The organism is Paraburkholderia tropica, assembly GCF_914484835.1.
Lineage (GTDB): Bacteria > Pseudomonadota > Gammaproteobacteria > Burkholderiales > Burkholderiaceae > Paraburkholderia > Paraburkholderia tropica_A.
This window is the reverse complement of sequence record NZ_CAJZAR010000101.1, coordinates 1-23,351: the sequence shown is the minus strand read 5'-3', so window position 1 is coordinate 23,351 and position 23,351 is coordinate 1. Positions and strand designations below refer to the sequence as shown.

The 23,351-nt window shown below is 62.8% G+C and carries 20 protein-coding genes and 2 pseudogenes; 5 read left to right on the top strand and 17 right to left on the bottom strand.

The features are described 5' to 3' along the window. Positions 1–21 precede the first annotated feature (21 nt). The 4 genes from LDO54_RS35680 to LDO54_RS35665 are packed head-to-tail and all read left to right on the top strand — an operon-like array spanning position 22 to position 4,227. On the top strand, positions 22–1,056 hold the full coding sequence (locus LDO54_RS35680; protein ID WP_224017316.1) for an aromatic ring-hydroxylating oxygenase subunit alpha: 1,035 nt from the start codon (positions 22–24) through the stop codon (positions 1,054–1,056). A 2-nt stretch (positions 1,057–1,058) separates the two neighbouring features. Continuing rightward, on the top strand, positions 1,059–1,862 hold the full coding sequence (locus LDO54_RS35675; RefSeq protein WP_224017314.1) for an ABC transporter ATP-binding protein: 804 nt from the start codon (positions 1,059–1,061) through the stop codon (positions 1,860–1,862). A 26-nt stretch (positions 1,863–1,888) separates the two neighbouring features. Next, the gene (locus LDO54_RS35670; protein ID WP_224017821.1) at positions 1,889–2,731 is read left to right on the top strand and encodes an ABC transporter permease; all 843 of its coding nucleotides are present in this window, start codon (positions 1,889–1,891) and stop codon (positions 2,729–2,731) included. A 59-nt stretch (positions 2,732–2,790) separates the two neighbouring features. Next, entirely contained in the window at positions 2,791–4,227 is a 1,437-nt protein-coding gene (locus LDO54_RS35665) for an amidohydrolase family protein (protein ID WP_224017312.1), read from the top strand. Between the two features lie 34 nt (positions 4,228–4,261). Here LDO54_RS35665 and LDO54_RS35660 read toward each other — a convergent pair whose 3' ends face one another. Genes LDO54_RS35660 through LDO54_RS35645 form a run of 4 tightly spaced genes read right to left on the bottom strand, consistent with a single transcriptional unit; the run spans position 4,262 to position 9,004 of the window. After that, positions 4,262–5,341: an alpha/beta hydrolase gene (locus tag LDO54_RS35660; protein ID WP_224017311.1), complete on the bottom strand. Its 1,080-nt coding sequence runs from the start codon at positions 5,339–5,341 to the stop codon at positions 4,262–4,264. Next, the gene (locus LDO54_RS35655) at positions 5,338–6,702 is read right to left on the bottom strand and encodes an MFS transporter (protein WP_224017309.1); all 1,365 of its coding nucleotides are present in this window, start codon (positions 6,700–6,702) and stop codon (positions 5,338–5,340) included. The genes LDO54_RS35660 and LDO54_RS35655 overlap by 4 nt, the downstream gene beginning before the upstream one ends. Continuing rightward, positions 6,699–7,835 (bottom strand): alpha/beta hydrolase, encoded by a 1,137-nt coding sequence (locus LDO54_RS35650; RefSeq protein ID WP_224017306.1) that lies wholly within the window; start codon positions 7,833–7,835, stop codon positions 6,699–6,701. The genes LDO54_RS35655 and LDO54_RS35650 overlap by 4 nt, the downstream gene beginning before the upstream one ends. Positions 7,836–7,894: 59 nt before the next feature. Then, positions 7,895–9,004, bottom strand: a complete 1,110-nt coding sequence (locus tag LDO54_RS35645; protein ID WP_224017304.1) for a porin — start codon at positions 9,002–9,004, stop codon at positions 7,895–7,897. Positions 9,005–9,210: 206 nt separating this feature from the next. Here LDO54_RS35645 and LDO54_RS35640 point away from each other — a divergent pair, with 206 nt between their 5' ends. Beyond that, positions 9,211–10,110 carry a LysR family transcriptional regulator gene (locus tag LDO54_RS35640; protein WP_224017302.1) on the top strand — a complete coding sequence of 300 codons (900 nt, stop codon included), beginning with the start codon at positions 9,211–9,213 and terminating at the stop codon, positions 10,108–10,110. Positions 10,111–10,191: 81 nt separating this feature from the next. On the opposite strand, the gene LDO54_RS35635 is transcribed toward LDO54_RS35640, so the two are convergent. The 13 genes and pseudogenes from LDO54_RS35635 to LDO54_RS35580 form a co-directional block, all read right to left on the bottom strand. Then, a complete protein-coding gene (locus LDO54_RS35635; protein WP_224017300.1) occupies positions 10,192–11,859 on the bottom strand; it encodes a Na/Pi cotransporter family protein in 1,668 nt (555 codons plus the stop codon). A 175-nt stretch (positions 11,860–12,034) separates the two neighbouring features. Beyond that, the gene (locus LDO54_RS35630; protein WP_224017298.1) at positions 12,035–12,661 is read right to left on the bottom strand and encodes a DUF47 domain-containing protein; all 627 of its coding nucleotides are present in this window, start codon (positions 12,659–12,661) and stop codon (positions 12,035–12,037) included. A 178-nt stretch (positions 12,662–12,839) separates the two neighbouring features. Next, positions 12,840–13,280, bottom strand: coding sequence for a potassium channel family protein (locus tag LDO54_RS35625; RefSeq protein WP_224017295.1), 441 nt, complete (start codon positions 13,278–13,280; stop codon positions 12,840–12,842). Positions 13,281–13,327: 47 nt separating this feature from the next. Further along, positions 13,328–13,603, bottom strand: coding sequence for a DUF2252 family protein (locus LDO54_RS38860; RefSeq protein WP_253074441.1), 276 nt, complete (start codon positions 13,601–13,603; stop codon positions 13,328–13,330). 7 nt (positions 13,604–13,610) lie between these two features. After that, complete coding sequence (locus LDO54_RS35620; RefSeq protein ID WP_253074440.1) at positions 13,611–14,759, bottom strand: DUF2252 domain-containing protein; 1,149 nt, start codon at positions 14,757–14,759, stop codon at positions 13,611–13,613. A gap of 49 nt (positions 14,760–14,808) precedes the next feature. Further along, positions 14,809–16,542, bottom strand: coding sequence for a SulP family inorganic anion transporter (locus LDO54_RS35615; RefSeq protein ID WP_224017267.1), 1,734 nt, complete (start codon positions 16,540–16,542; stop codon positions 14,809–14,811). 254 nt (positions 16,543–16,796) lie between these two features. Further along, a pseudogene (locus tag LDO54_RS35610) lies at positions 16,797–17,024 on the bottom strand (VOC family protein); the annotation flags it as partial. A 5-nt stretch (positions 17,025–17,029) separates the two neighbouring features. Next, positions 17,030–17,530 carry a GNAT family N-acetyltransferase gene (locus tag LDO54_RS35605; protein WP_224017265.1) on the bottom strand — a complete coding sequence of 167 codons (501 nt, stop codon included), beginning with the start codon at positions 17,528–17,530 and terminating at the stop codon, positions 17,030–17,032. A 266-nt stretch (positions 17,531–17,796) separates the two neighbouring features. After that, entirely contained in the window at positions 17,797–19,125 is a 1,329-nt protein-coding gene (locus tag LDO54_RS35600) for an McrC family protein (protein ID WP_224017263.1), read from the bottom strand. Continuing rightward, complete coding sequence (locus LDO54_RS35595; RefSeq protein WP_224017261.1) at positions 19,106–21,445, bottom strand: AAA family ATPase; 2,340 nt, start codon at positions 21,443–21,445, stop codon at positions 19,106–19,108. Before LDO54_RS35595 ends, LDO54_RS35600 begins: the two co-directional genes overlap by 20 nt. A gap of 139 nt (positions 21,446–21,584) precedes the next feature. Further along, entirely contained in the window at positions 21,585–21,812 is a 228-nt protein-coding gene (locus LDO54_RS35590) for a hypothetical protein (RefSeq protein ID WP_224017856.1), read from the bottom strand. A 42-nt stretch (positions 21,813–21,854) separates the two neighbouring features. Beyond that, a pseudogene (locus LDO54_RS38965) lies at positions 21,855–21,974 on the bottom strand (hypothetical protein); the annotation flags it as partial. Positions 21,975–22,658: 684 nt separating this feature from the next. Beyond that, positions 22,659–23,009, bottom strand: a complete 351-nt coding sequence (locus tag LDO54_RS35580; RefSeq protein ID WP_224017259.1) for a hypothetical protein — start codon at positions 23,007–23,009, stop codon at positions 22,659–22,661. Positions 23,010–23,351: the final 342 nt, after the last annotated feature.

Genomic DNA, 23,351 nt, shown 5'->3' with positions numbered 1-23,351 from the left:
GAACAACACGAGGACAACCCCATGCTCGTCACGCAACAGAAAGTTCTGCGCCGCTTCTGGTACGCCATCATGCCGCTGTCGCAACTCGACGCGGGCCCGCAACCGTTCACGCTGCTCGGCGAACCGATCGTGCTCTGGAAGGGCGCTGACGGCCAGCCGCACGCGCTGCGCGACCGCTGCTGCCATCGCACGGCGAAACTCTCGAAAGGCTTCGTCGACGACGACGGCAACATCGCCTGCGGTTATCACGGCTGGACCTACGACTGCAGCGGCCGCTGCGTGAAGATTCCGCAGAACGACGGCACCGCCATTCCCTCGCGCGCCGTCGTACCCGCGTATCGCTGCGAGGCGCGCTACGGCTACGCGTGGGTCGCGCTCGACGAACCGTTGCAGCCCATTCCCGACTTTCCCGAGGAAACTGCGGGCGGCTATCGGCGCATCCTGCAGTTCTACGAGCGCTGGGAAACGAGCCCGCTGCGCATGATGGAAAACTCCTTCGACAACTCGCATTTCAGCTTCGTGCACAAGGCGAACTTCGGCCTGTTCAGCAGCCCGAAGCCGTCGAAATACGAGTTCCGTCCCAACGACTGGGGCTTCGAAGCCGAAACGCACGTGCCCGTGCGCAATCCGGCCGCGAGCCATCGCATCACCGGCACGACCGAGGAGATCACCGAGCGCCATCTGCTGAACCGCTGGTTCATGCCGTTCGCGCGGCGCTTCGGCTGCGTGTATCCGGCGAGCGGGGTGCATCACATCATCTACAACTGCGCGACGCCGATCGACGACCGCACGATCATGCTGTCGCAATGGCTCTATCGCAACGACACCGAGGACGCGTGCTCGACGCAGGAGCTAATCGACTGGGACCGCCCGATCACCGACGAAGACCGCGACATTCTCGAAGCGACGGATTACGACGCCTGCATCGACGTGCGGCGTCAGCAGGAGTGCCACATGGAATCGGATCAGCCCGGCCTGCTGATGCGCCGCATGCTGCTCAAGCTGCTCGAAACGCATGGCGAGCGCGAAGTGTTCCGCATCGAAACGGAGGTGTGACCATGTCGATTCCCTTGCTTGCAGTGCAGCGCGTGGACAAGCGCTATCCGAACGGCACCGTCGCGCTCGATGATGTGCGGCTCGACATCGAGCCGGGCGAGTTCGTCTCGCTGCTGGGGCCGTCGGGTTGCGGCAAGAGCACCTTGCTCAAGATGTTCGCGGGCATCGAAACGCCCACGCACGGCCATCTGCGCTGGTGGGGCGGCCCGTTCGAGACGGTGGGCGCACCGGGGCGGCGGCTCTCGTTCGTGTTTCAGGAAGCGACCTTGATGCCGTGGGCCACGGTCGCCGACAACGTGCGGCTGCCGCTCGATCTCGCGGGCGTGCCGCGCCGCGAGGCGCAGGCGCGCGCGTGCGAGGCGCTCGAAGGCGTGGGGCTCGGCAAGTTCTGCGCCGCGCGGCCGCGCGAGTTGTCGGGCGGCATGCAGATGCGCGCGTCGCTGGCCCGCGCGCTCGTCACGGAGCCCGATCTGCTGCTGCTCGACGAACCCTTCGGCGCGCTCGACGAATTCACGCGCAACCGGCTCGACAGCGATCTGCGCGCGCTCTGGCAGCGCCGCGCGATGACGGTGGTGTTCGTCACGCACAGCATTCAGGAAGCGGTATTTCTGTCGAGCCGCGTGGTGGTCATGCAGGCGCGGCCGGGCCGCGTGATCGCCGACGTGCCGATCGACGGACCCGCCGCACGCGACGACGCCTGGCGCATCAGCGCGCCGTTCGTCGAACATACGTGTGCGCTTTCGAAACGCATTTCCGACGCGCACGCCGCGTCGCAGATCGACGAGGACAGCGAGGTGCAATCATGAGCGGACAATCCGTGCAGCCGATGCGCATGGCGCGCGCAGGCAGTGAAATCGCCACGACCGCGACATCCTCCGCGCGCGAGCGCGTGCCGCTGCTGCGTCGCCCTGGCGTAGCGCGCGCGCTGGCGCCCTGGTGCGTGGGATTCTTGATGCTCGGCATCTGGCAGGCGTGGTGCACGCTCGGCGCGGTGCCGGCGTACCTCGTGCCGTCGCCGGCGGCGATCGTGCAGCAGCTCGTGCAGGACTGGCCGATGCTGTTCGCGAGCCTGCTCGCGACGCTCAAGATCACGCTGCTCGCCTTCGCCGTGGCGACGGTGCTCGGCGTGGCGATCGCGCTGTTGTTCGTGCAGAGTCCGCTGATCGAGGCGAGCCTGTTCCCGTATGCGGTCTTGTTGCAGGTCACGCCGGTCGTGGCCATCGCGCCGCTGATCATCATCTGGGTGAAGAACACGACGGCGGCGCTGGTCGTCTGCGCGATGCTGGTGGCGCTCTTTCCGGTCATCTCGAACACGGCGCTCGGGCTGCGCAGCGTGAATCCGGGGCTCGTCAATCTGTTTCGGATTCATCGCGCGACGCGCTGGCAGACGCTCGTGCGCCTGCGCATTCCGAGCGCGCTGCCGTATTTCTTCGGCGGGCTGCGTATTTCCAGCGGACTTTCGCTGATCGGCGCCGTGGTGGCCGAGTTCGTCGCGGGCACGGGCGGCAGCGGGGCGGGGCTCGCGTACCAGATCCTGCAAGCGGGCTTTCAGCTCAACATTCCGCGTCTGTTCGCGGCGCTGCTGCTGATCACCGTGACGGGCGTGCTGCTGTTCGGCATGACCGTGTGGCTGTCGCGCGTGTGTCTGCGCGGCTGGCACGAGAGCGAGCTGTAAACCCACAAGCAACGAACAAGCAACGAACAACGCAACGGCATTTTCATGAGGCGTCCCCGATGACATCCACGATTCCCACCACGCTGATCCGTCATGCCGCCGCGATCATGACGGGCGGCGACCCGCGCGCGGGCGAAGCGACGCGGCTCGCCGGTCCCGACATCCGCCTGCGCGGCGACAGCATCGAATCGATTGGCGCGCTCGCGCCGCTGCCCGGCGAGCGCGTGATCGACGCAAGCGACTGCGTGATCTATCCGGCGTGGGTCAACACCCACCATCATCTGTTCCAGTCGCTGCTCAAGGGCGATCGCGCGGGGCTCGACGCGAGCCTCACGCCCTGGCTCGCGGCCACGCCGTACCGCTTTCGCGCCGGTTTCGACGAAGCGCGGTTCCGGCTGGCGGCGCGCATCGGCTTGATCGAACTGGCGCGCTCGGGCTGCGCGACGGTCGCGGACCACAACTACCTCTATTACCCGCAGATGCCGTTCGACAGCTCGGCGATTCTTTTCGAAGAGGCCGAACGGCTGGGCCTGCGCTTCGTGCTGCTGCGCGGCGGCGCGACGCGCACGCGCCAGCTTGAGGCCGAGTTGCCGACGGCCTTGCGCCCCGAGTCCTTCGACGACTATCTCGCCGATATCGAGCGGCTGGCCGCGCGCTATCACGATCCGTCGCCGCGCGCGTCAAGGCGCGTCGTCATGGCGCCGACCACGGTGCTCTATTCGATTTCGCCGCAGCAGATGCGCGAGAGCGCGGCGTTCGCGCGGCGGCTGGGCTTGCGCCTGCACAGCCATCTGTCGGAGACGGTTTCGTATCAGGACAGCGCGCGGTCGATGCACGGCTGCTCGCCGGTGGCGTTCTGCGGCGAATACGACTGGCTCGGCGACGACGTCTGGTTCGCCCATCTCGTCAAACTCGACGCCGACGAGATCGCCATGCTCGGCCAGACGCGCACGGGCGTGGCGCATTGTCCGCAGAGCAACGGGCGGCTCGGCAGCGGCATCTGTCCGCTGACCGAACTGGCGGAGGCGGGCGCGCCGGTCTCGATCGGCGTGGACGGCGCGGCGTCGAACGAGGCCGCCGACATGATCTCGGAGGTGCACATGACGTGGCTCGCGCAGCGCGCCCGCGCGGGCATGGCGGCACGCCCGGCGTATGCGGGCGGCAGCTTCGAGGGCGGGGCGCACGCGGCGAGCGTGGAGGACGTGATCCACTGGGGCACGGCGGGCGGCGCGGACGTGCTGGGCTTGACGGAGCTGGGCCGCATCGCGCCCGGTGCGCCGGCCGACCTCGCGATCTACCGGCTCGACGATCCGCGCTACTTCGGCCTGCACGATCCGGCGATCGGTCCGGTCGCGAGCGGGGGGCGGCCCGCGTTGAAGGCGCTGTTCGCGGCGGGCCGGGCCGTGGTGGTCGACGACGCCATTCCCGATCTCGACATGGCGGCACTCGGCCGCGAAGCGCGCGATGCCGTGCGCGCGCTCATGGCGCAGGTGTGAGTGGAATCAGCGGGCGGGCGCGGCGTGAACACGCTCAGCCGAACAACGCCGCGCGTCCCGCTGGCGAGCCGAAGATCGCATCGGCGTCGTGGCCCGCGCCCGCGATCTCGTGAGTCGTGTGCGCGCTCGCATCAGGATGCCGCGCGCGCATGTATTGCGCCCACGCGCGGCCGCGTGCAAGCCGATGCTCGCCTTGCGTCATCGCTTCGCACGAACGGTCGAGCGCGGGATGCGCCGGATCGCAATCGCGCTCGCCGAGCATCAAGGTCACGCGACGGCGCGCGTACTGAGCTTCGAGCGTGCGCGGATCGAGCGGCGCGCCGCTTGCCTGGGTCGCGTGCGCGTAAGGCGGCAGCGCGTCGAGCCCGTACTTCCAGCGATTGAAGCCGGGGCAGCGCGCGGCGTCGAACGGCGCGAACCCGCCTGCGCCGTCCGGCCGCTGCGCATCGAAATACACATACGACGACGGATTCGCGATCACATAACGCAGCGCCACGCCGCGCGCGGCAAGCGCCGCGTCGCCAGCCGCGAGCACCGCGTAGCGCTGCACGACCTGCGCGCCGCCCGAATGCCCGGCGATCACGACTTCGCGCAGCGCCGGAAAGCGCAGCGGATCGGCGAGCGCGGCCAGCAGCGCATCGACGACGTCGAACGAACTGAGCGGCGCGGGCCCATGCGCATCGTCGCCGCCCATCCAGCTGGTCCAGTCCCAGCGTAGCGTCGAAGGCGGCAGGCGATGCGCGTCGATGTCGGCATCGGCGAGGAATTGCGGCACGAGCAGCAGCGTGTCGCTTGCCGTGCTGTTGCCGCTCGCCGCCGCGCCCGCGCGCGCGCGTTGCGCGAGTTCGAAGTAGGCGTCGGCGTTGCGCAAACGGCCGTGCAGCAGGATCACGGCGCGCGTGGCGTCGTTGCGCTGCGCGCCCCAGGTGCCGGACGCGTAGAGCGGCACCGTGCCGCGTCCGCGCGCGGTGTCGACGTCGAGATGCAGCGGCGCGATCACGGCGACGGGCCGTTCGTTCGGCGCGCGTTCGTCGTGGGCGCTGTCCGTGGCGCTGTCCGTGGCGCTGTCCGTGGCGAAGTCTTCGGCGCGGTCGTGAGCGGTGGGCGAGGTCATGCAGCAGGGCTCCGTGGCGAGGCGAGGCGGCTGTCGTCGGCGCCACGGTGGCCGCGTCGCGACGCCGCCACCAGCACGAGCGAGAACAGCCCCGCGAAAATCAGATAAAACGCGGGCGTGAGGCTCGAACCCGTGAGACGCGTGAGTCCGGTGATCGTGAACGGCGCGAGTCCGCCGAACAGCGTCACCGCGACGTTGTACGAGAGCGCGACGCCCGACGAGCGGCTGCGCACCGGAAAGAGCGTCGCGAGCATGCCGGGGTGACCGGCCGACATCGCGGCGAGAAAGACCGTCGAGATCACCTGCGCGACGAACAGCCGTCCGGCCGACGGCGCGGCGACCACGTAGACGAACAGCGGATACGCGCACGCCATCCACGCGATCGTCACCGGATAGAACAGCCGGTACGCGCCGAAGCGGTCCATCAACCATCCGGCGATCGGAAACAGGAACAGGTTCAGCACGCCGCAGAAGAACGCGCCGCGCAAGGCAACGGCGAGCGGCAAGTGCAACTCGCGCTCGACGTAGACGGCCATATACGAATGCCAGACGTAGTTGGTCGCGGCGCCGACGGCGATCACGCCCATCGCGCAGAGCGCGGCGCGGCCGTTGTCGCGGAAGAACTGACGCAACGTGACGCGCGGCGGCTTGCCTTCGTGCGCGCGCAGCTCGACGAATTCCGGTGATTCGGCGACGCGATGGCGGATATAAAAGCCAATCGGCCCCGCGAGCGCACCGCAGAGAAACGGCACGCGCCAACCCCACGCGACGAGTTGCGCGTGCGTGAGTTGCGTCGTCAGCAGATAGCCGGTGCCCGAGGAAAGCAGCAGCGCGAACGACTGCGCCGACATGTTGAAGCTGCCGTAGAACATCTTGCGTCCGGGCGGCGCGTACTCGACGAGCATCGCCGAGGCGGTCGCGAACTGGCCGCCCACCGAGAGCCCTTGCAGCAGCCGCGCGCAGATGATCAGCGCGGGCGCGGCGAGGCCGATATGCGCGTAACCGGGCGTGAGGCCCATCAGCAGCGTGCTGACCGCCATCGAGATGATGATCAGCGAGAGCGCGCGGCTGCGGCCCGCGCGATCCGCGTAGAGGCCGAGCAGAATGCCGCCGAACGGCCGCACCACGAAACCGATCGCGAAGGTCGCGAGCGCGAGCATCAGCGAAAGAAAGCCGCTGCCCGCCGGGAAAAAGACCTGCGCGATGATCTTCGAGAAGTACGCGTAGATCAGAAAGTCGAACCATTCGAGTCCGTTGCCGAGCACCGAGGAAAAGATCGCGCGGCGGACCATGGTGGGAGACAGCGCGTTCAGCGCAGTGGGTGCAGCCGGCGCAGCGGGCGAAGAACGAAGTGAACTCATGGCGCGCACCCCGGCGTATCGAACATCGCCGCGAGCGCGCACGCCGACGTCAACATGCGCGCGCCGTTATGACCGACGCCCGGCACGACATGCAGCGTCTGCTCGAAGCCCTGCGGATGGCGCGCCTGCAAATAGCGAAAGTACGCCTGCGCGCGCGCGACCCGCTGCGGGCCTTGCGCCTCGGCGGGACAACTGCGGTCGAGCGCCTTTTGCTGCGGATCGTCGTCCTTGCCGCCGACCAGATACGTCACGCGGCGCCGCGCATACGCGGCTTCGAGTTGCGCGGGCGTGCGGTCGGCGAGGTAAGCGGGGCGTTGCTGCATGCCGTATTTCCACGTATCGAAATCGGGGCAGGCGCGGGCGTCGACGGGCGTGGGACGTTCGGCATCGAAATACGCATACGTCGACGGGCTCGACACCACGTAACGCACGTCGATGCCAGCCTGCGCGAGCGCGCCGAGATCGCGCGCCGCGACGGCGTAGCGCTGCACGACCTGGCCGCCGCCCGAGTGGCCCGCAAAGATCACGTGGCGCAGGTTGGGAAAGCGCGTGCGGTCGGCGAGCCGCGCGACGATGGCGTCGAGCACCGCATACGAACTCACGGCTTGCGGCGCGACGGCGGCGTCGCCGGCCATCCAGCCGTTGGCGTCCCAGCGCAGCAGATCGGCGGGTTTGTCGCGGCCCGCGAAGTCGAGCGTCGCGAGGAATTGCGGCGCGATCAGCAGCGTGCCGGCCGTGTTCGCGCCTTGGGCCGCCGCGGCGTCGCGTGCGGCTTCGGCGCTGTGAAAATAGGTGTCGGCGTTGCGCAGCTTGCCGTGAATCACGATGATCGCGCGCGTCACGCCGGGCTGCGGCTGGTCCCAGTCGCGCGAGACGTAAAGCGCGAATTCGGCGGGGCCGCCCGGCGTGTCGATGCGCATGCGCGTGTCCGAGATGTGCGCAACGGGCCGCAGATGCGGCGAATAGACGTGCGCGGCGTCGGCGAGCGCCGCGTGCGCGGGCGCGCCGGTGAAGGCGAGCGCCACGGCAACCGACGCCGCCGTGGCGAACGCGATGCGCGCAAACGCCTTGGTGCGGGCGGGCGATTGCGCAGCCACATCGCGCGGCGGCGGCCCCTCAGGATTTCGTGTCATGCGTACCACTCCATCAAACGGTTGCGTGCGATCCGCGCGTTGCACGGGCGTTGCGAACATCAAAAGCGATGAAACATGCCGAGCGTCACGCCGGTCTGGTTCGGGCCGAAGGCCGTGCTGTCGCTGGTGCCGACCGGCGTGTACGTGCCATCCGCGTAGCGCGTCGCCTGTGCGTAGGCAACGGTCGCGTACAGCGAGGTGCGCTTCGACAGTTCGTACTGCGTGCTCAGCACGCCCATCCACGTGTTCGAGGTGCCGGGCGTCTTGTTGAGGTCGTAGTAATACGCGGCCGTCAACTTGAGATGACGCATCACGGGATAGCGCGCGCCCGCAAACAGCAGCGCCTGCGATTCCGATGCGCTTTTCGTCGGGTTGTACAGATAGTGTTCGTAGCCGCCGAGCAGTTCGATCGCGCCGATGCTCTGACGCGCCGACACGCTGTAGTTGCGCGACTTCGTCCACTTGCCGCTCGAATTGATCGCGCCGTTGCGGTAGTCGTAGGCGAGGGCGACGCCGAAGCTGCCGCCATCGTAGTCGAGTCCGCCGCCGTACGCGGCGCTGCTCTGGAACGAGTCGGCGTCGCCGCCGAAGCTGTAGTCGGCGATGGCCGTCAAACCGCCCAGGCGGCCCACGTATTTGACCGAATTGCTGTTGCGCGCGCGAAAGGCGAAGTCGTCGGACGAGCCTGTCGTCGGGAACCACGTGTACTGCTGCGCAAACGACATCGGATCGTAGCGCAACAGAATGTCGTACATCGCCGTGTATTGCAGGCCGAACGACAGCGAGCCGAAGCGGTCGTTCGACAAGCCGACGGCGGCGGTGCGGTTGAACAATGTGCCCGCCGTCGCCTGCGTGCCGTCGTTGCTGTTGAAGCCCGACTCCAGCACGAACCATGCGCTGTTGCCGCCGCCGAGCGGCTCGCTGCCGCGCACGCCGAAGCGCGAGTTGTGAATGCCGCCCGAGTTTTCGCGCACGAGCGAGCCGCCCGTGGCGCTCGCGTGGGAGAGGAATTCGACGTTCGCGTCGATCACGCCGTAGAGCGTGACCGAGCCCGCGCTCGCGCCCGCGCCGCCGGTCGCCAGTTGCAGCGCCTCGTCGATTTCGCCTTGCGCGTGGGCCGCGCTCCAGCCCGAAATGAGAATGGCCGCGGCAGCGGTGTGCTTTTTCATGGTGGTCTCCGATTGTTGTTGTGACGTCGTTGCGTGGTTGGTCTTCGCCGCATCGCGAGTGCGTTCGGGCGAAGTCCACGCATCGTAGTGGCGCGACCGATAGATGTAAAATATCGATTCGATGACCCTCCCATACGTTAAAAATATGGGAGCCGCGCCGCGGCTCCGCCCGCCGATCCCGTCACAGAGTCAGGAAGCCTGAAACGATGGAGCTACGCCATTTGCGGTATTTCCTCGCCGTCGCCGAGGAACGTCAGTTCACGCGCGCCGCCGAGCGGCTGGCGATGCAGCAGCCGCCGCTTTCGCAGCAAATCCGGCTGCTGGAGGAAGAAGTGGGCTGCGAGCTGTTCGTGCGCATGCCGCGCGGCGTCGAACTCACGCCAGCCGGGGAAGCGTTCGCGCAGACCGCCACGCTCGTGCTGGAGAGCTTGCAGCAGGGCGTGTCGCACGCACGCCGGATCGCGCGCGGCGAACTGGGGACGATCGCGATCGGCCTGACGAGTTCGGCGGGCTTTCATCCGCTCACGACGGAGATCATTCGCGCCTTCGGCGCGGCGCAGCCGGGCATCGAAATCGAACTCGCGGAACTCAACGCCGCCGAGCTGATCGAGCGTCTGCTCGCGCGCCAGATTCACGTGGCTTTTCTGCGCAAGCCCGTGGAAACGCCCGCCGAACTGTCGTTCGTCCAGTTGCTCGACGAGCCGATGGTAGTGGTGCTGCCGCGTGGACATGCGCTGCTCGCGAGCGGTGAGGGCGAGCCGCCCGCACTGCCGCTGGAAGCGCTCGCGCACGAAGATTTCATCCTCGTGCGGCGTCCCGGCGCGCCCGGCATGTACGCGGATTTTCTCGCCGCCTGCAAGCGCGCGGGTTTTCTACCGCACGTCGCGCGCGAGGTGCCGCGCATGCTTACGGGCATTCATATGGTCGCGGCGGGTTTGGGCGTGACGCTGGTCCCGGCGTCGATGCGGCACTACGATCACGGCAACGTGGTCTTTTGCCCGCTGAGCCGCGCGCATGGACTCAGCGCGCCGCTGCATCTCGCGCATCCGTCGACGATGCACAACCCGGCAGCGGACCGGTTTGTGGAGTTTGCGCGAGCGCGGTGAGCGCGCGCAAGGGCGCGTGTGCTACGCGAATGAGGTACGTCTGCGTGTACCCGCTGCACGGTCGCTGCGTTGTGCGCTGCGTCACTCCTTCGTGTGCAGACTGTCCAGCGAACGCTTGCGCAGCCGGGTTTCATGCAGGGCGCCTGCCGCGTCGAGTACGGGATAGGCCGTCGAGCAGAACAGCGAATTCAGCCGCTTCATGTTGCTGATCAGATCCAGATGCAAGGCGCTGGTTTCCACGCTGCGAAGCGACTGTCCCGCAAGCCGGTCCAGATGCTTGTGCGAATACACGCGCTCCAGATCGCGAAAACGTTCCTTCTCGGCCAGAAGCTGTTCCGCGCAACGCAAATCGTTATTCAGAAACACCGACAGTCCGAGCCGCAGATTGCTCACCAGACGCGCGTGCAGATCGTCGAGTTCTCCCAACCCTTGCTCGGAGAATGCGAGCCGTTGGGAGATCTTTTTCTCTTCGATGTCGCTCACGATGCGCTCGATGATATCGCCTGCATGTTCGAGATTGATCGTGAGGGAAATGATGTCCGTCCAGCGGCGGCTCTCGGCTTCATCCAGCTGTTCACGCGAGATCAGCGTCAGATAGTTTTTCACTTCGGCGTACAACTGGTCGACGTCGTCGTCCATCCGCATCGTTTCGCGCGCGACGGCGAGATCGTTGCTTCTGAGCAGTTCCGAGACGTTCTCCAGCATCACGCTGACGATATCGCCAATCCGCAGCACTTCGCGCGATGCGTTGGCGAGCGCGAGGCCCGGCGTCGCGAGCCCGGCGGGATCGAGATGCAGCGGGCGCAGTTCGCCGGTGACCAATGGGCGGTCCGGCAACAACCGACGGCTGATGGCGGCGACCCGGTCGACCATGGTGAGACAGGCGCAGCATCGCACGGTGTTGTAGATCAGATGGAAGCCGACGACGGCCTCGCGCGGATTCGCAATGAGGACCGGCAATGCGCGTGCGAGCAACGAGGCGAACGGCAGGATAATCACCGCGCCGAGCAGCTTGAATGCGAAGCTGCCCGCAGCGAGGCGGCGGGCAGCGGCGTTTTGAGGCAACGCGCTCATCAGCGCGAGCAGACCGCTGCCGAGATTGGCGCCGACCACGAGACACAATGCGACCTTCAGCGAAATGACGCCGGAAGAGGCGAGCGTCGCCGTCAAAAGCACGGCGGCGAGGCTCGAATACGAGAGCATCGCGAAGGCCGCGCCGACCAGCGCATCGAGCATCGTGTCGCCGGTCAGGGCGCTGAACATCACCCTGACGCCGGTGCCCTGCATCATGGGCTGCGCGGCTTCCACAATCAGATGAAGGGCCAGCAGGATCAAACCGAGCCCGATGAGCGTGCGCCCCGTTTGACCGACGCGCGTCTGCTTGCGCGTGAGAAAAAGCGGTACGCCGACGAGTATCAGCAGCGGCGACAGCCACGAGAGATCGAGTGTCAGCACCCGCGCCATGAGTGCGGTGCCAACGTCGGCGCCCAGCATGATGGTCAGCCCGCTCGCCAGCGACACCATGCCTTGCGCGGTGAACGACGAAATGATGACCGCCGTGGCGTTACTGCTTTGCACGAGGCTGGTGACGCCCAGACCGGCGAGGAAGGCCTTGAGCCGGCTACCCGTGCTGCGCCCGAGGATCGCACGAAGATCGGCGCCAAGCACGCGCAGAATGCCGGTGCGGACGATGTGCGTGCCCCACACCAGAAGCGACACGCCGGAAAGCAGATTCAGAAGGATCAACACGATAGGCGACGTTACAGCATGACTTATGGGCCCGGTTGAAGGGCGCCTGGCGATTGGCGCCTGGATGTGACACTAGTGTTACACAGATTGGGATTATTCGAGGGGATAAAAAATCGGCGTCTGGCGGGTTGAAGCGGGGGAATGGCGATTGATCTTGCGGTATCTGGAAATACGTTCAGGCGTTGTCCAGCACGATACCCTGAATGATTTTGGCAGCGACCTCGCATTTATCGGTAATGGTCTCGAGCAGTTCATAGACGCTTTTCAGTTTAATCAGCGTCTTGACATCGTCTTCCTCGCGAAACAGCCGCGAAATCGCGATACGCAGCAATCTGTCGACTTCCGATTCGAGTTCGTCGATTTGCTTGCAACACTGCAGGATTTGATCAGCCTGTTTCATGTCGGAAAGCAGGCTGACTGCCTGCTGAACCTGAATCGCCGTTCGTGTGCTCAGACGCGCAAACTCGATCGCATCGTCGGGCAGCGCTCGCACGTCGTACAGCGTGATCGTGTTCGCGACGTCTTCAATCACGTCGATGATGTCATCCAGCGTATTGATCAGATGCTGGATCTGGTCGCGATCCAGTGGCGTGATGAATGTCTTGTGCAACAGGTCGTTGCAGTCACGCGTCAGTTTGTCTGCGGATTTCTCGATGATTTTTATATTCCGCCGGTGTCGCTCCGCGTCGTCGATGTGCTCGATCAGTCTTTCGAGCGCATGACTGCCGTCGACGATATAACGGGCATGAGCATTGAAGATCTCGAAGAAATTACCGTCTCTGGGCATGAACCGGCCGAACATAGGGCATCACCTCGGATTCGACGGCGCGCCGCTCGCGCCGTCGCAAAAGTGACACATATTACCGTCATTTTTGCCGGGTTCTGTTACGCCAAAATGCCGGGGATCGGTGAGGGGGTTATTCGGTTGGTTTATTTAACATAAGATAAATTAGCGCATTTTCCGTGTAGCCTCTACATCGCTACTCCTGCCTCAAACGCGCCCCGTGGTACTTGATCACGTCCATGACCACAGCCGTCATCACAGCCGTCGAGACACCGAACATCAAGATGCCGTTCGCAGCTTCAATAGGTCCGAGCATGCGCCAGTGCCTGGACATGACGATATCGCCATAGCCGAGCGTGGAAAAGTTGACACCGGAATGGTATAGCGCCGTGACGAAGTCGGAAAACTCGCCCAGGACCATGAACAGCGCCGCCCAGATCGCCATCTGCGCGAAGTTGCAGAGCAAGGTCAGCAGCATCACAGCGGACAACAGGAACGCATCCATCCATAGCGGCTCCTTGCCCTGGTAAGCATGCCGCAGCCCCGCGTATCGGCGCAGGCAGATGGTCACGACCGCGCCTTGCAGCAGCAGGCACAGCAGCATGACCGGGGTGGCGACCAGTACGTTGTGCAACATGATTGACTCCGTAATCGAGCCGACTCCGGTGCCCGTGCGCTCTCGCATCACTCACGAATGACCTGGATACCTCCCGACTTGACCGCCGTCTTTAAAGCCGTCCAATCCGCTTCGTTTTGCTCGGCATAAGCGAGCGCGAATCGCTCGATGGCTTCGTCGAACGCGTCCGACTTTCCCATATAGCCGAGCAATAACGCGGGGTCGCCCGCTTTCGCCATCGCATGGGCCAGCGCGTGAGCGCACGAGACGGCGTATTCGTCGAGATCATGGATATCGAATGTGGAGAAATCGAATGCGCCCTTCATGTCGCGCAGTTGACGCACATAGAAGTCATTGCCGGTGTGAAATGTCGCTGGCCGATTGCAGCAGACGCTGTCCGTTCACGACGCGCTGCCCGTGATTGGGAAAACGGCTGGGCGGCAAATATCCCTCCAGCACCGAAGCGCGCGCCTCTTTCAACTGCAGAAACAAGGGGCATGCGCCATCGGCCATGAAAAGCGACTGGTAGCAGCGCGTCCCGACCGACCCCACGCCAACGACGCGAATGGCGACATCCACCAGCTCGTAGCGATCAAAGAGCGCGCGCCTGTCGTCGGGCAGTGTCAACCGGTAGTCGGCGAAAAAACGCCTCACCATTGCATCGTATTGCTTATGATCGTGCGGACTCTCAAGGGGAATGTGATACACGAGCGGCGGCACGTCCTTGATGCGCAGCTTGCCGTTGACGACTTCGGTCGCATGCGTCATCACCGATCGGGACGACTGCCGGCTAGCCTTGGTAATGACGGCGAGTTCCTTTCTCCTTTCCTCCAGCGAACCGGCAATCTCCAGCATGCTCGCTGCCCTGAACTGGTAGTACCAGACGTCGAGCGTATCCATGCGGCTGAACTCGGCGATCCGTTGCCGAAACGTCTCGCAGAGCCGGCGCACGACCGCGCGCTGCTCACGCATCGCGAGTCCGCGTTCGCGCGCTTCGATCACAAACGACGCGGAGAGCCTGCGCACATCCCAGTCAAATGGGCCGGGCAGCGTTTCGTCGAAATCGTTGGGACCGAACAGCATGCGCCGCTCGGGGCTCGCGAACAGCCCGAAGTTCGCCAGGTGGGTATCGCCGCCCAGTTGGACGTTGACGTCCGAATGCGGCAGTTTCGACAGATCGTAGGCCATCACCGCCGCCGCGCCGCGATAGAACGCGAACGGATTCGCCACCATGCGCCCGTAGCGAATGGGTATCAACTCCGGCACCCGCCCCACATTGGAAGCGGCGAGCAACACGAGAGGATCGCGGCCATCTGTCCTGCATTCAGCGAGCGTCGCACGCGGCACTTTCGCACGCGCCGCTTTGCCCTGCTGGATGCGCGAGGCCAACGAGCCGCGTCCCGCGAACAAGGCGGACGGATCTTCATGCGCCGCCCATGTTCCCGGATCGGCCGGTTCTTTCGCGGATTGCTTGCGCTTCGCTGCGGCGATCTCAGACACGTGTGACTCCCCTTTCCTGCTTTCCTGCGCATTGCCGACAGGCGTGGGTTCAGCCGGCACTGGCGCCCGGCGCGGACGGCGGAGCCGTTGCTGATCGATTGCTGAGCGTGGCGATCGCGGCATCGACGGTTGCAAAGATCTCGCGATGAATGTCCTGCGCGCGCAGCGCCTTATACCGTTCAAGCTCGTGCCGAACGCCAGTTGGAAGTGCAACGGTTGCGAACCCCACGCCGCGCCTGTCGAGTTCGCCTCCGAGCTGAATCAAGGTCTTGCAGGCGGTGTAGTCGATGTTGTTGATTTCCGACGCATCGAGGATCACCCAACGCAATGGCGCGCTTGCCTCATTGACGAGCCTGAGCACTTCCTCCGAGAAACGACCGGCGTTCGCATAGAACAGATCGGCTTCGAACCGGTAGACGACCATGCCAGGCGCCGCCAGCACATTCGGTTCGACACGATGCGCCACCCACTGCCCGGCCGGACTGCGCGTGAGCACGCGTGTGCGCAGATGGTAGCTGTTTCGGGCATGGGCAATTAGCGACATCACGATGGCAGCGAGAATGCCGTGCATCACATCGACGAACACGACCACGCACACCGTGAGCAGCGCGACGATAAATTCGTCCTTCTGCATGCGATAAAGCTCGGTCATGCCCTTCACGTCGATCAGCTTCACGCCGATCATGAACACGATGGCCGACAAGACAGCCGCCGGCAAAAGACTCAGCGGCTTCGTGAGGAACAGCAGGACCAGCAGCACGATGACCGCCGTGGTCAGATGGGCGACCTGAGTGCGGCCCCCAGCATCGTCGACCATCTCGGTTTTGGTCGGACTCCCGTTGACGACGAAGGTGCCGGTGAACGCGGCAGCGGCGTTCGCCGCCGCAAGCCCGATGATGTCGGCATTGTCGTCGCCCTTCTCGTTGTAGCGATTGGCGTATGCGCGTGCAGTCGCTGCGCTCTGCGCGATGATGACGATGAAACACGAGGCGGCGGTCGCCAATACCTGGTTGATTTCGTTCGTATGCAGCGGCGGGAGAAACAACGAGGGAAGCCCGCCCGGCACTTCACCGGTGATGGCAATGCCGTGCCGGGCGAAGTCGAATACGCCACTTGCCACGATTGATCCGATAACCGCGATCAGCGCTCCCGGCGCGCGGGGCACAAATCGTTTGCAACCGATGATGACGGCCAGGACCGCAATCGAAAGTATCGTGGTCGGATAGTTCGCCTCGGCAACGCGCTGGACCACGGACACGATCTGCATCAGCGGACCATGTCCCTGTTTCGCGAGTCCAATCAGCCCCGCAAGCTCGCCAGCCGCGACCTGGATGCCCACGCCAGTCAGAAAGCCGATCAACGCGCTGCGAGAAAGAAAGTCGGCCAGAAACCCCAAACGGAAGACCCGCGCAAATACCAGCATTACGGCCACCGTCAGGGCGACGGTACTGGTCAGGCCGACATATTCTTTGCTGCCCAGCGCGGCGACGGCCGTTAGCGTACCCGCAAGAATGGCGGCCGTGGCGGAATCCGCGGCGACGACCAGTTGGCGCGATGCACCAAAGATCGCGAACGCCACGAGCGGCAGGAGGATGGTGTAAAGGCCCGTGACAGTGGGCGTGCCCGAGATCTTCGTATAGCCCATTACCTCGGGAATGCCGAGCGCCGCAAGCGTGATCCCCGCCACGATGTCGTGCGGAAGTTGCGCTGAACTGAACGGCAAAAGCCCCTGCAAAAGGGGCAGTCGATGCGGGGCAGACCCCGCAGAAGCCGCTGGTTTCATTGCCTCACCTCGGTATTGGCCTGCAATCCGGTCAGGCGTCTGGTCCGTCGTCGTGCCAACAATATTTGGCAGACTTGCGCGTGGCGCAATAGGACTTAGGTCCAATAGGGTGATGGCCGATCGTTGTGGAAATGCGTTGGCGAAATTGCCCTGCTCGACCGCTGTGTTGCGTTCGTTGTTACAGACGGGATGGCTGCTTATTGATGTATTTCAGACATCTGAGTGGGCGGGCAGTTGCGGGGGGAAGTGGCTGCTTATGGCCGGTTATTTTTTAGCTCGTTCGGATGTGGTCGGCGCTGAGCGGAAACCAGTTTCTCGAATGGATCGCGAACGAAGAACCGACAGACGCCCCAAGGTTCGTCAACCGGACCATATTCGATGGCAATGCCCGCAGCCTTAATGCGGTCAAGTGCTGCGTCCGTATCGTCCGCTTCAATCGACAGGTCCGACACCGGGGTGCTGGAGCCTCCTTCTGTGGCGAACCCCGCTACGTCGTATATCGAGCACTTCGCCTGCCGTGATCAATCACCTCCCCCCTTCGTGTTAAACCAAGCTTTTCGGCGACTCGAAGCGATCCGAGGTTCAAGATGTCGATTTCTGCGACCACCGTAGCCAAACCGAGTGTTGCGGTCGCGTGTTGAAGGACCGGAAATGCTGCCTCAGTGGCGATACCCGATCCCCAGGCTTTGCGGGGCAAACGCCACCCTATTTCGACTTCCGGGTCACGGGCGTCCGTGGGGATCAAAAGAATCCACCCAAGGAACTCGGACGCGTCACTTCGATTCCTGATTGTCCAATAGCCCATTCCCGGTGGGTAAGAGGCGAGCGTGCGGGTCTCAATGAAGTCCCGATGCCGTTGGCTGTCACCCCACGGGCCGTCCACGAAACGCGTTACCTCCGGGTCGCAATCCATGGCCAGAAACTCGTCGGTATCCAGCAGCGTGCGGGGACGAATCACCAGGCGGCGGGTTTCGAAGGTGGGTTGCATCTGGAACCTATCATCAGTCGGAAACACGAGATTCTGACATTTCGAAGGTGACGATCGCCAACAATCGATGCAGTCCGTACGAATGTGTCGATGTGGCCGGGTACTGATTCATGCGTAGCGCAGGAACGCTGCGGCGGCGGACCGGCTCAGCGCGAGCCGTCTCGGTCATTCAGGCCCGATTCATCTCCGTCCGCTTTCGAAGTGAATTCGGCCGATCGTGCCGTTTGAATCGATGTTTGAATCGCCTGCCCTGCTCAACCACAGGATTAACTCTCGACCGACAAACTAACAAGCCGCTCCGCGAACCGACGTCGTGCATTCACGCGTTCCGCGTCAGCCCCCGCCCCAACAAGCGCCGCCAGCCGTTCCAACGGCACCGGCCGCAAAATCACTGCCCCAAGAGCTTTCCCCGTCCCAACCAAGGGCTGGCGAATCAGAATCTCCTCATCGCGCGGATCCGCAGCCATCGACGCATATAAGAGCACGCTGTTCGTTGACGGCGATGCAAGCGCATAAACAGTCAACTGATACAGCCATTCGGTAGGCAGCTTCGACCGCCACAGCTCACGGTATTTAGCATCGTAGAAGCCTTGCAACCGTTTGCCACGCACAAGCGCGTAATCAGGCCGTGGCGATGGCGTCCTACGACTCGTCGAGGAAAACATACCTCGAATCCTCCGTTGATCTTCCACCGTCGCACCAACTAAATGCTCACCAAGAAACCGTGACAGTAACTGCTCAAAGAACCGATTCATATCGAACAAGAAACCGGGCGTCTTGCTCTGTCCATCAGCATGTTCGAGTACGACACCCTGCATTTCAAGCAAGAGTCGTATCAACGTCAGCGCGGACTGACTGGCCTCGGTCAACCGCGTGAGAGCCTGCTCAGCACGAGCGATATCCTCGATGCGAAGCCGTGGCATCATGCTCACGTCACCAAAATGCACCGACAGTTTCTGTAAGCGCCGGCGCAACTCACGATCCCCGGTCATGCTCGCTGCCACCCCCAAACCCGTGCGAAGAATTCGGTTAAGGGTCCAGTCCGTGTCACGCTCATAGTACCGGCACGGCAACGCAGCTTCGATCACGCCACCTCGCCGAATGATCGTGTCCACCAAAATCTGTCCGCGCGGGCTAGTACGCCGCTCATCCGTAGATACATACCGACGAGCCAATCCGCGATGCAACAGCTCTTCGATCTCGCCCATTAGCAGCACGATTAACAAATCCTGCATGCCGTCCCGATTTACGGGTGAACGAGTTTCCTCGATTAGGCGCAGATCGCGCAGACCATAAGCGTAACGCAGCAGATGGGTAAGCGGCATAGCAGGCAGCTTTGGGCGCACAACGATGCGCAACGGCCCAACATCCACCCGTCCAACAAAAGACGTCGTCTCGATGGTGATGCCGTCGTAGCGTTCGTGAATATCGATCTTTCCACGCAGCGATTCTGCGAAGGCGCGCCACTGCACACGATCAGCAAACGTCAGCTTCTCAAGCCGCGGATTACGCCGCGGATCAACCGTATCCCATTCATTCAGTTCAATCGTGAGCCTGCTGAGATTCGCCGCTTCGTCACTCGGAGTCTGCTGCATCGGCGTCGCCCTCGTCGCTGTCGACCGGTTCATCGTCGTCTTCGATGGACGCATCCACCTGCATTTCGGAGAACGAAAGCGCATCGATAAGTTCGTTATCGCGGTTCGGCAGGAACAGTTCCTCGCGAATCCGGCTATTGTCCACGTCTACAAGCTCGTGACCGATAATGTCTTTCAGCGTCGAGAAATCGTCGTAACAGTATTCCTCGAGCAACGGAATGATGTCGTCGCGTAGCACGCGGGCGAAATCGCTGACGGATGTCATCGATGACGACAGCAGATAAGCCTGGCCGATCTGCAGATTTCGAGCATCGCGCTTCAGGTGACGCCGCAACCGCTTATTGAGCGCATCGAGCCATACATCGAGCGCGAGTCGGCCGACGCGGCGATTTTTCAGCAACGAACTGTCCGGCATCAGTTCGACAAAGCCGAAACGCCTGCGCAATGCCACATCGAGCAACGAGATCGAGCGGTCTGCAGTGTTCATCGTGCCGACGATGAACACATTGCGCGGCACCGAGAACGGCGCTCGCGTTACAGGTAGGATCACGCGGGTATCACGCTTATCAAGCTCGATGGTCGTCAACAATTCGCCGAAAATTCGCGGCAGGTCACCTCGGTTGATTTCGTCAATGACGAGAAAGAAGTTCTGCCCCTGCGCGCGGGCGGCGTCTTTGCACAGCCGCTTGAACACGCCGTCGTCCGGCTCAAAGACCATCGTGCCGCTTTCGTTGACGCGCGGACGCAGCCCTTCGACGAAGTCCTCGTAGCCCCATCCCGGATGAAACGTGCACATGCGCACGAAGCCTTGTTCCCCGTCGATACGCTGGCGCCCGGCATCGTCGAGCGCGTCCCACGTCTTGCCGAACGCATGACGCGCGGCCAATTCGCGGGCGACCCGAAGCGCGCGATACGTCTTGCCCGTGCCCGGTGGCCCGTATAGCACGACCTGTCCCTTGCGACGGAGATTGCCGTCGATTCTCGCCTCAAACGGATCGAGCGGAGGAAGTTGCTTGTTCGGTTCCGCGCTGGTGCCTGCTCGGGGCGCAGACACTGTGGGCTGATCCAGAAGCGGATGTTCGGAGAGACGCCGCTCGATCTTGATGATGTTGTTCGGATTCTTGCCAAGCTCGAACACCGTGGTGCGCGGACCATCGATTTCTGGCATGTTCCATTCGTCGAGCGACAGCCATTCGACCGCGCGCGTATGCGGAAAGCGCAACTTGTCATCGTATTGATAGGCACCGGTGACGCGTCCGATGCCCCGTATCGTATTGCCCTCGGTCGCGACGACGATATCGTTATCCTTGATACTGCTCGCGAAGTTGGTAATCTCACCTGCTTTGCGTTTTGCGACGCCTGCATTGGTCGCGCCCGGCAGCAGCATTTTGGTGATCGCTTCTTTGAGAGCGGACTTCGACAGCTTCGCGAGGTCGGCCGTCAGATCGAACACCTCATCAACCCAGCCGATTGAAACGTAACCGCCGTCGCGCATTTCCGGCCACACGCTGTCACCCGAGGTTCCGATCGTCGTGCCTACTCTCCAGTAGCGATGTATGCCGCCGTTGCGCTGATTCAACAGAATGCACAACGCGGCGACCGGAATGACAAGCGCACGCGCGATCTGCACGAACTGGCCGGCGCAAACGAACAACGACGCGTCGTTGTTGCGAAGTCCGATATTGTCGGCCGGCAGCTGCAGCAACTTGAGCAGGTGGTAGCGCTGAACCCGAGGTGAATGATATCCGTCGATCTTATCCGGGAAATTCAGAAACCAGTATTTGTGCGCCCAGACCGCACCGCACAAGGTGGGCGCGGCGGCACGCATATCGATGTCTAGGCGCTCGTAGACGGCGCCGGAGGCGTCGGCGGGATCGAATCGAGCGAGCACGTTGGCGGCGTCGATGAGTTCCTTGCGTTGTTTGCGGGCGATTTCGATGGCGCGGTCGACCGATAGCACGTTTTGCCCTTTGGGTGAGCCGGTAATCCACGCACCGTCGGCGTCGCGCTGATAGATGCCGAACTTGAATGACGAGCCACCACGGATGCCTCCGAACTCATTGCCCTTGAATTGCTCGTCCTGTTTGAATTCTAGCCAGTAGGCCATGCAAGGCGTGTTGGGATTTTGGCGGCCATGCATTAGTTGAAGGAGAGGTTCGCCGTCTGTGCGCTCCAATACCGCCGGGCCGAAGTTGTCGCGAAAAAGAGTGGTCTGTTCATCGATCCAGGATTGGGCTGGTAAGGCTGCGGAGGAGGTGGCGCTCTGAGCCAGCTTTTGCAGCTCAGCGAAGATGCTTGGGTCCAGATTCGCTAGGGACATGGGAAATACGGTGGCCTTTGGTTTGTAGGAGGGCAGATGGGCTTGTAGGCCGATTTGTGCTTGAAATCGTCGAGAACTAGGCGAAGCGTTGCAACGCGTCTAATAAGCGTGGCATAGGCACGGCTCACCAACGATTTATCTAACCTTCGAAAGGCTTGGCATTTCGATCAATCAGCTTGTCGAGTCGCCCGTTGATTAACGTGAATAGCGCTGCAAATCGTTCAAGACTTTGGTCGGGAACAACCTTCTCGGGTTCCGACGCCATCTTCTTGAGGAACAAGCGTGTCGGTCGCGTCTTGTGAAATGGAATACCGAGGTCAGCCAACCCTGCCTCTGTGCGGCGTGGGAAGTCCTTGATGGGTTTCAAGGCTTCGAATCCTGCAATCGGGTTCAGGCTGTGCAAGGCACGAAGGAGGTTGGACTTGCCGCTCTCGTTTCGTCCTAGAAGAGCAGTGATGCGAGAAACAGTAACGTCCCCACTGTCGTTGATAGATCTGTAGTTACGAACTCGGAATGACTTAAGTCTCATGGCGCCAGCTACCCTGTAGTTTTTCGAATGCTAACAAATGGAAATTATCTGATAGCCGTGAAAAAAAGCCTCGCTATGTCTCGGCAGACAGTCTACGTCGAACTCAGAGGTCTTCGTGTTCGGCTAAAGAACCTGCAATTATCAAGTAGGCCGGTCCAGATGTCTGCTTCCAGCTGCTTGAAGCGGCCGTCCAAGGGGAGGCAGAGACTGCCAGCTTTTGGCTGACTACCGCCTGACATTGCCATTGCTTGCCGACCCGTTGCGGTTTTTGACGCTGTTCAGTCAAATGTCGATCGCGCGCTCGGAAGCGACCCGTTATGGCCGGGACTATTGGCAGCCGAGCCACACTGTAAATCCGTTTTCTACCGGCCGCCGGCTGGCAGGCGTTACGGCGCCGCCAAGCCTGTCTGGTTCTTCCGATACTCGGCGATGCGACGCTCGGCTTCTTTCCGCTTGTCGTCGATCCTTACAATCTGGTCTCTCAATTCTTGATCGCGACACCATACGCCCAGTTTCGGCTCTTCAATGGGCATCCCTGCGTACTTGCGAAGACGCCGCGCGAGGTCGGAATTGGAGCCCTAGTTCGGAATAGTCACGCCGTCTAGCCCAAAAGTATTCGGTATGGTCCCGATAGTCGTCGTCGAACTCTTGAATCCCCGCGAGCTTGTTCTGGATTTGCTCCTGCTAGTCGGGAAGCAGAAGGATCGAGTACATGAGTTGCTGCGGTAGCACCTTCCATTCAACGCCAATGTCCAGCGGCTGAAATTCAGGCAGCCTGACTGTCGGCACATATCCATCACCGTTGTTACCAGCGGGTCGGCCAGATTCGGTGCCGTCATCAAGGGCGACATGAAGGCAACCACTGGCAAACCGTTCTAGGTGGGACACGACGATGATGGCGAGGTACGCCGTGTCTTTCTGACGCTTGGACCGGCCGACCAGCCATTCTTTGACCGCTACAAACGAGTTACCGAGTAGCACCCCACTGATGCCCGCGGTAGCTGAGATGATTGCTGAAACGTTTCCAGTTTCCATGCTCCCCTTCGATTGTCCCCCAGCGTTAGTCTGGGCTGGTCTGCTTTTTCGTTTTCGTTCTGTCCATCGGACCAATCTATGCTTTCAGAACGTGTCCCAATCCGTCGCCGGCAAGCTGGCCCCCGGAAGTCCCGGAAGTCCCGGAAGTCCCGGAAGTCCCGGAAGTCCCGGAAGTATATAAGCCTGCCCATGCGACAAAGTGTCGAGCCCGTGTTCAGCTGATGGTGTTGACCTGCATCCTGCGTTTAGATCGCCGGGCGACGTAAGTGACTGATTTGCCACTTAAACGGGCCGTTCGGCGGCAAGGAATCATCGTCTCCTCCTGGCCGAGGCCGTGTGGAA

Coding starts and splice junctions, on each gene's coding strand:
- LDO54_RS35680 (WP_224017316.1), top strand. CDS start 22: ATGCTCGTCACGCAACAGAAAGTTCTGCGCCGCTTCTGGTACGCCATC.
- LDO54_RS35675 (WP_224017314.1), top strand. CDS start 1,059: ATGTCGATTCCCTTGCTTGCAGTGCAGCGCGTGGACAAGCGCTATCCG.
- LDO54_RS35670 (WP_224017821.1), top strand. CDS start 1,889: ATGGCGCGCGCAGGCAGTGAAATCGCCACGACCGCGACATCCTCCGCG.
- LDO54_RS35665 (WP_224017312.1), top strand. CDS start 2,791: ATGACATCCACGATTCCCACCACGCTGATCCGTCATGCCGCCGCGATC.
- LDO54_RS35660 (WP_224017311.1), bottom strand. CDS start 5,341: ATGACCTCGCCCACCGCTCACGACCGCGCCGAAGACTTCGCCACGGAC.
- LDO54_RS35655 (WP_224017309.1), bottom strand. CDS start 6,702: ATGAGTTCACTTCGTTCTTCGCCCGCTGCGCCGGCTGCACCCACTGCG.
- LDO54_RS35650 (WP_224017306.1), bottom strand. CDS start 7,835: ATGACACGAAATCCTGAGGGGCCGCCGCCGCGCGATGTGGCTGCGCAA.
- LDO54_RS35645 (WP_224017304.1), bottom strand. CDS start 9,004: ATGAAAAAGCACACCGCTGCCGCGGCCATTCTCATTTCGGGCTGGAGC.
- LDO54_RS35640 (WP_224017302.1), top strand. CDS start 9,211: ATGGAGCTACGCCATTTGCGGTATTTCCTCGCCGTCGCCGAGGAACGT.
- LDO54_RS35630 (WP_224017298.1), bottom strand. CDS start 12,661: ATGTTCGGCCGGTTCATGCCCAGAGACGGTAATTTCTTCGAGATCTTC.
- LDO54_RS35625 (WP_224017295.1), bottom strand. CDS start 13,280: ATGTTGCACAACGTACTGGTCGCCACCCCGGTCATGCTGCTGTGCCTG.
- LDO54_RS35615 (WP_224017267.1), bottom strand. CDS start 16,542: ATGAAACCAGCGGCTTCTGCGGGGTCTGCCCCGCATCGACTGCCCCTT.
- LDO54_RS35605 (WP_224017265.1), bottom strand. CDS start 17,530: ATGCAACCCACCTTCGAAACCCGCCGCCTGGTGATTCGTCCCCGCACG.
- LDO54_RS35600 (WP_224017263.1), bottom strand. CDS start 19,125: ATGCAGCAGACTCCGAGTGACGAAGCGGCGAATCTCAGCAGGCTCACG.
- LDO54_RS35595 (WP_224017261.1), bottom strand. CDS start 21,445: ATGTCCCTAGCGAATCTGGACCCAAGCATCTTCGCTGAGCTGCAAAAG.
- LDO54_RS35580 (WP_224017259.1), bottom strand. CDS start 23,009: ATGGAAACTGGAAACGTTTCAGCAATCATCTCAGCTACCGCGGGCATC.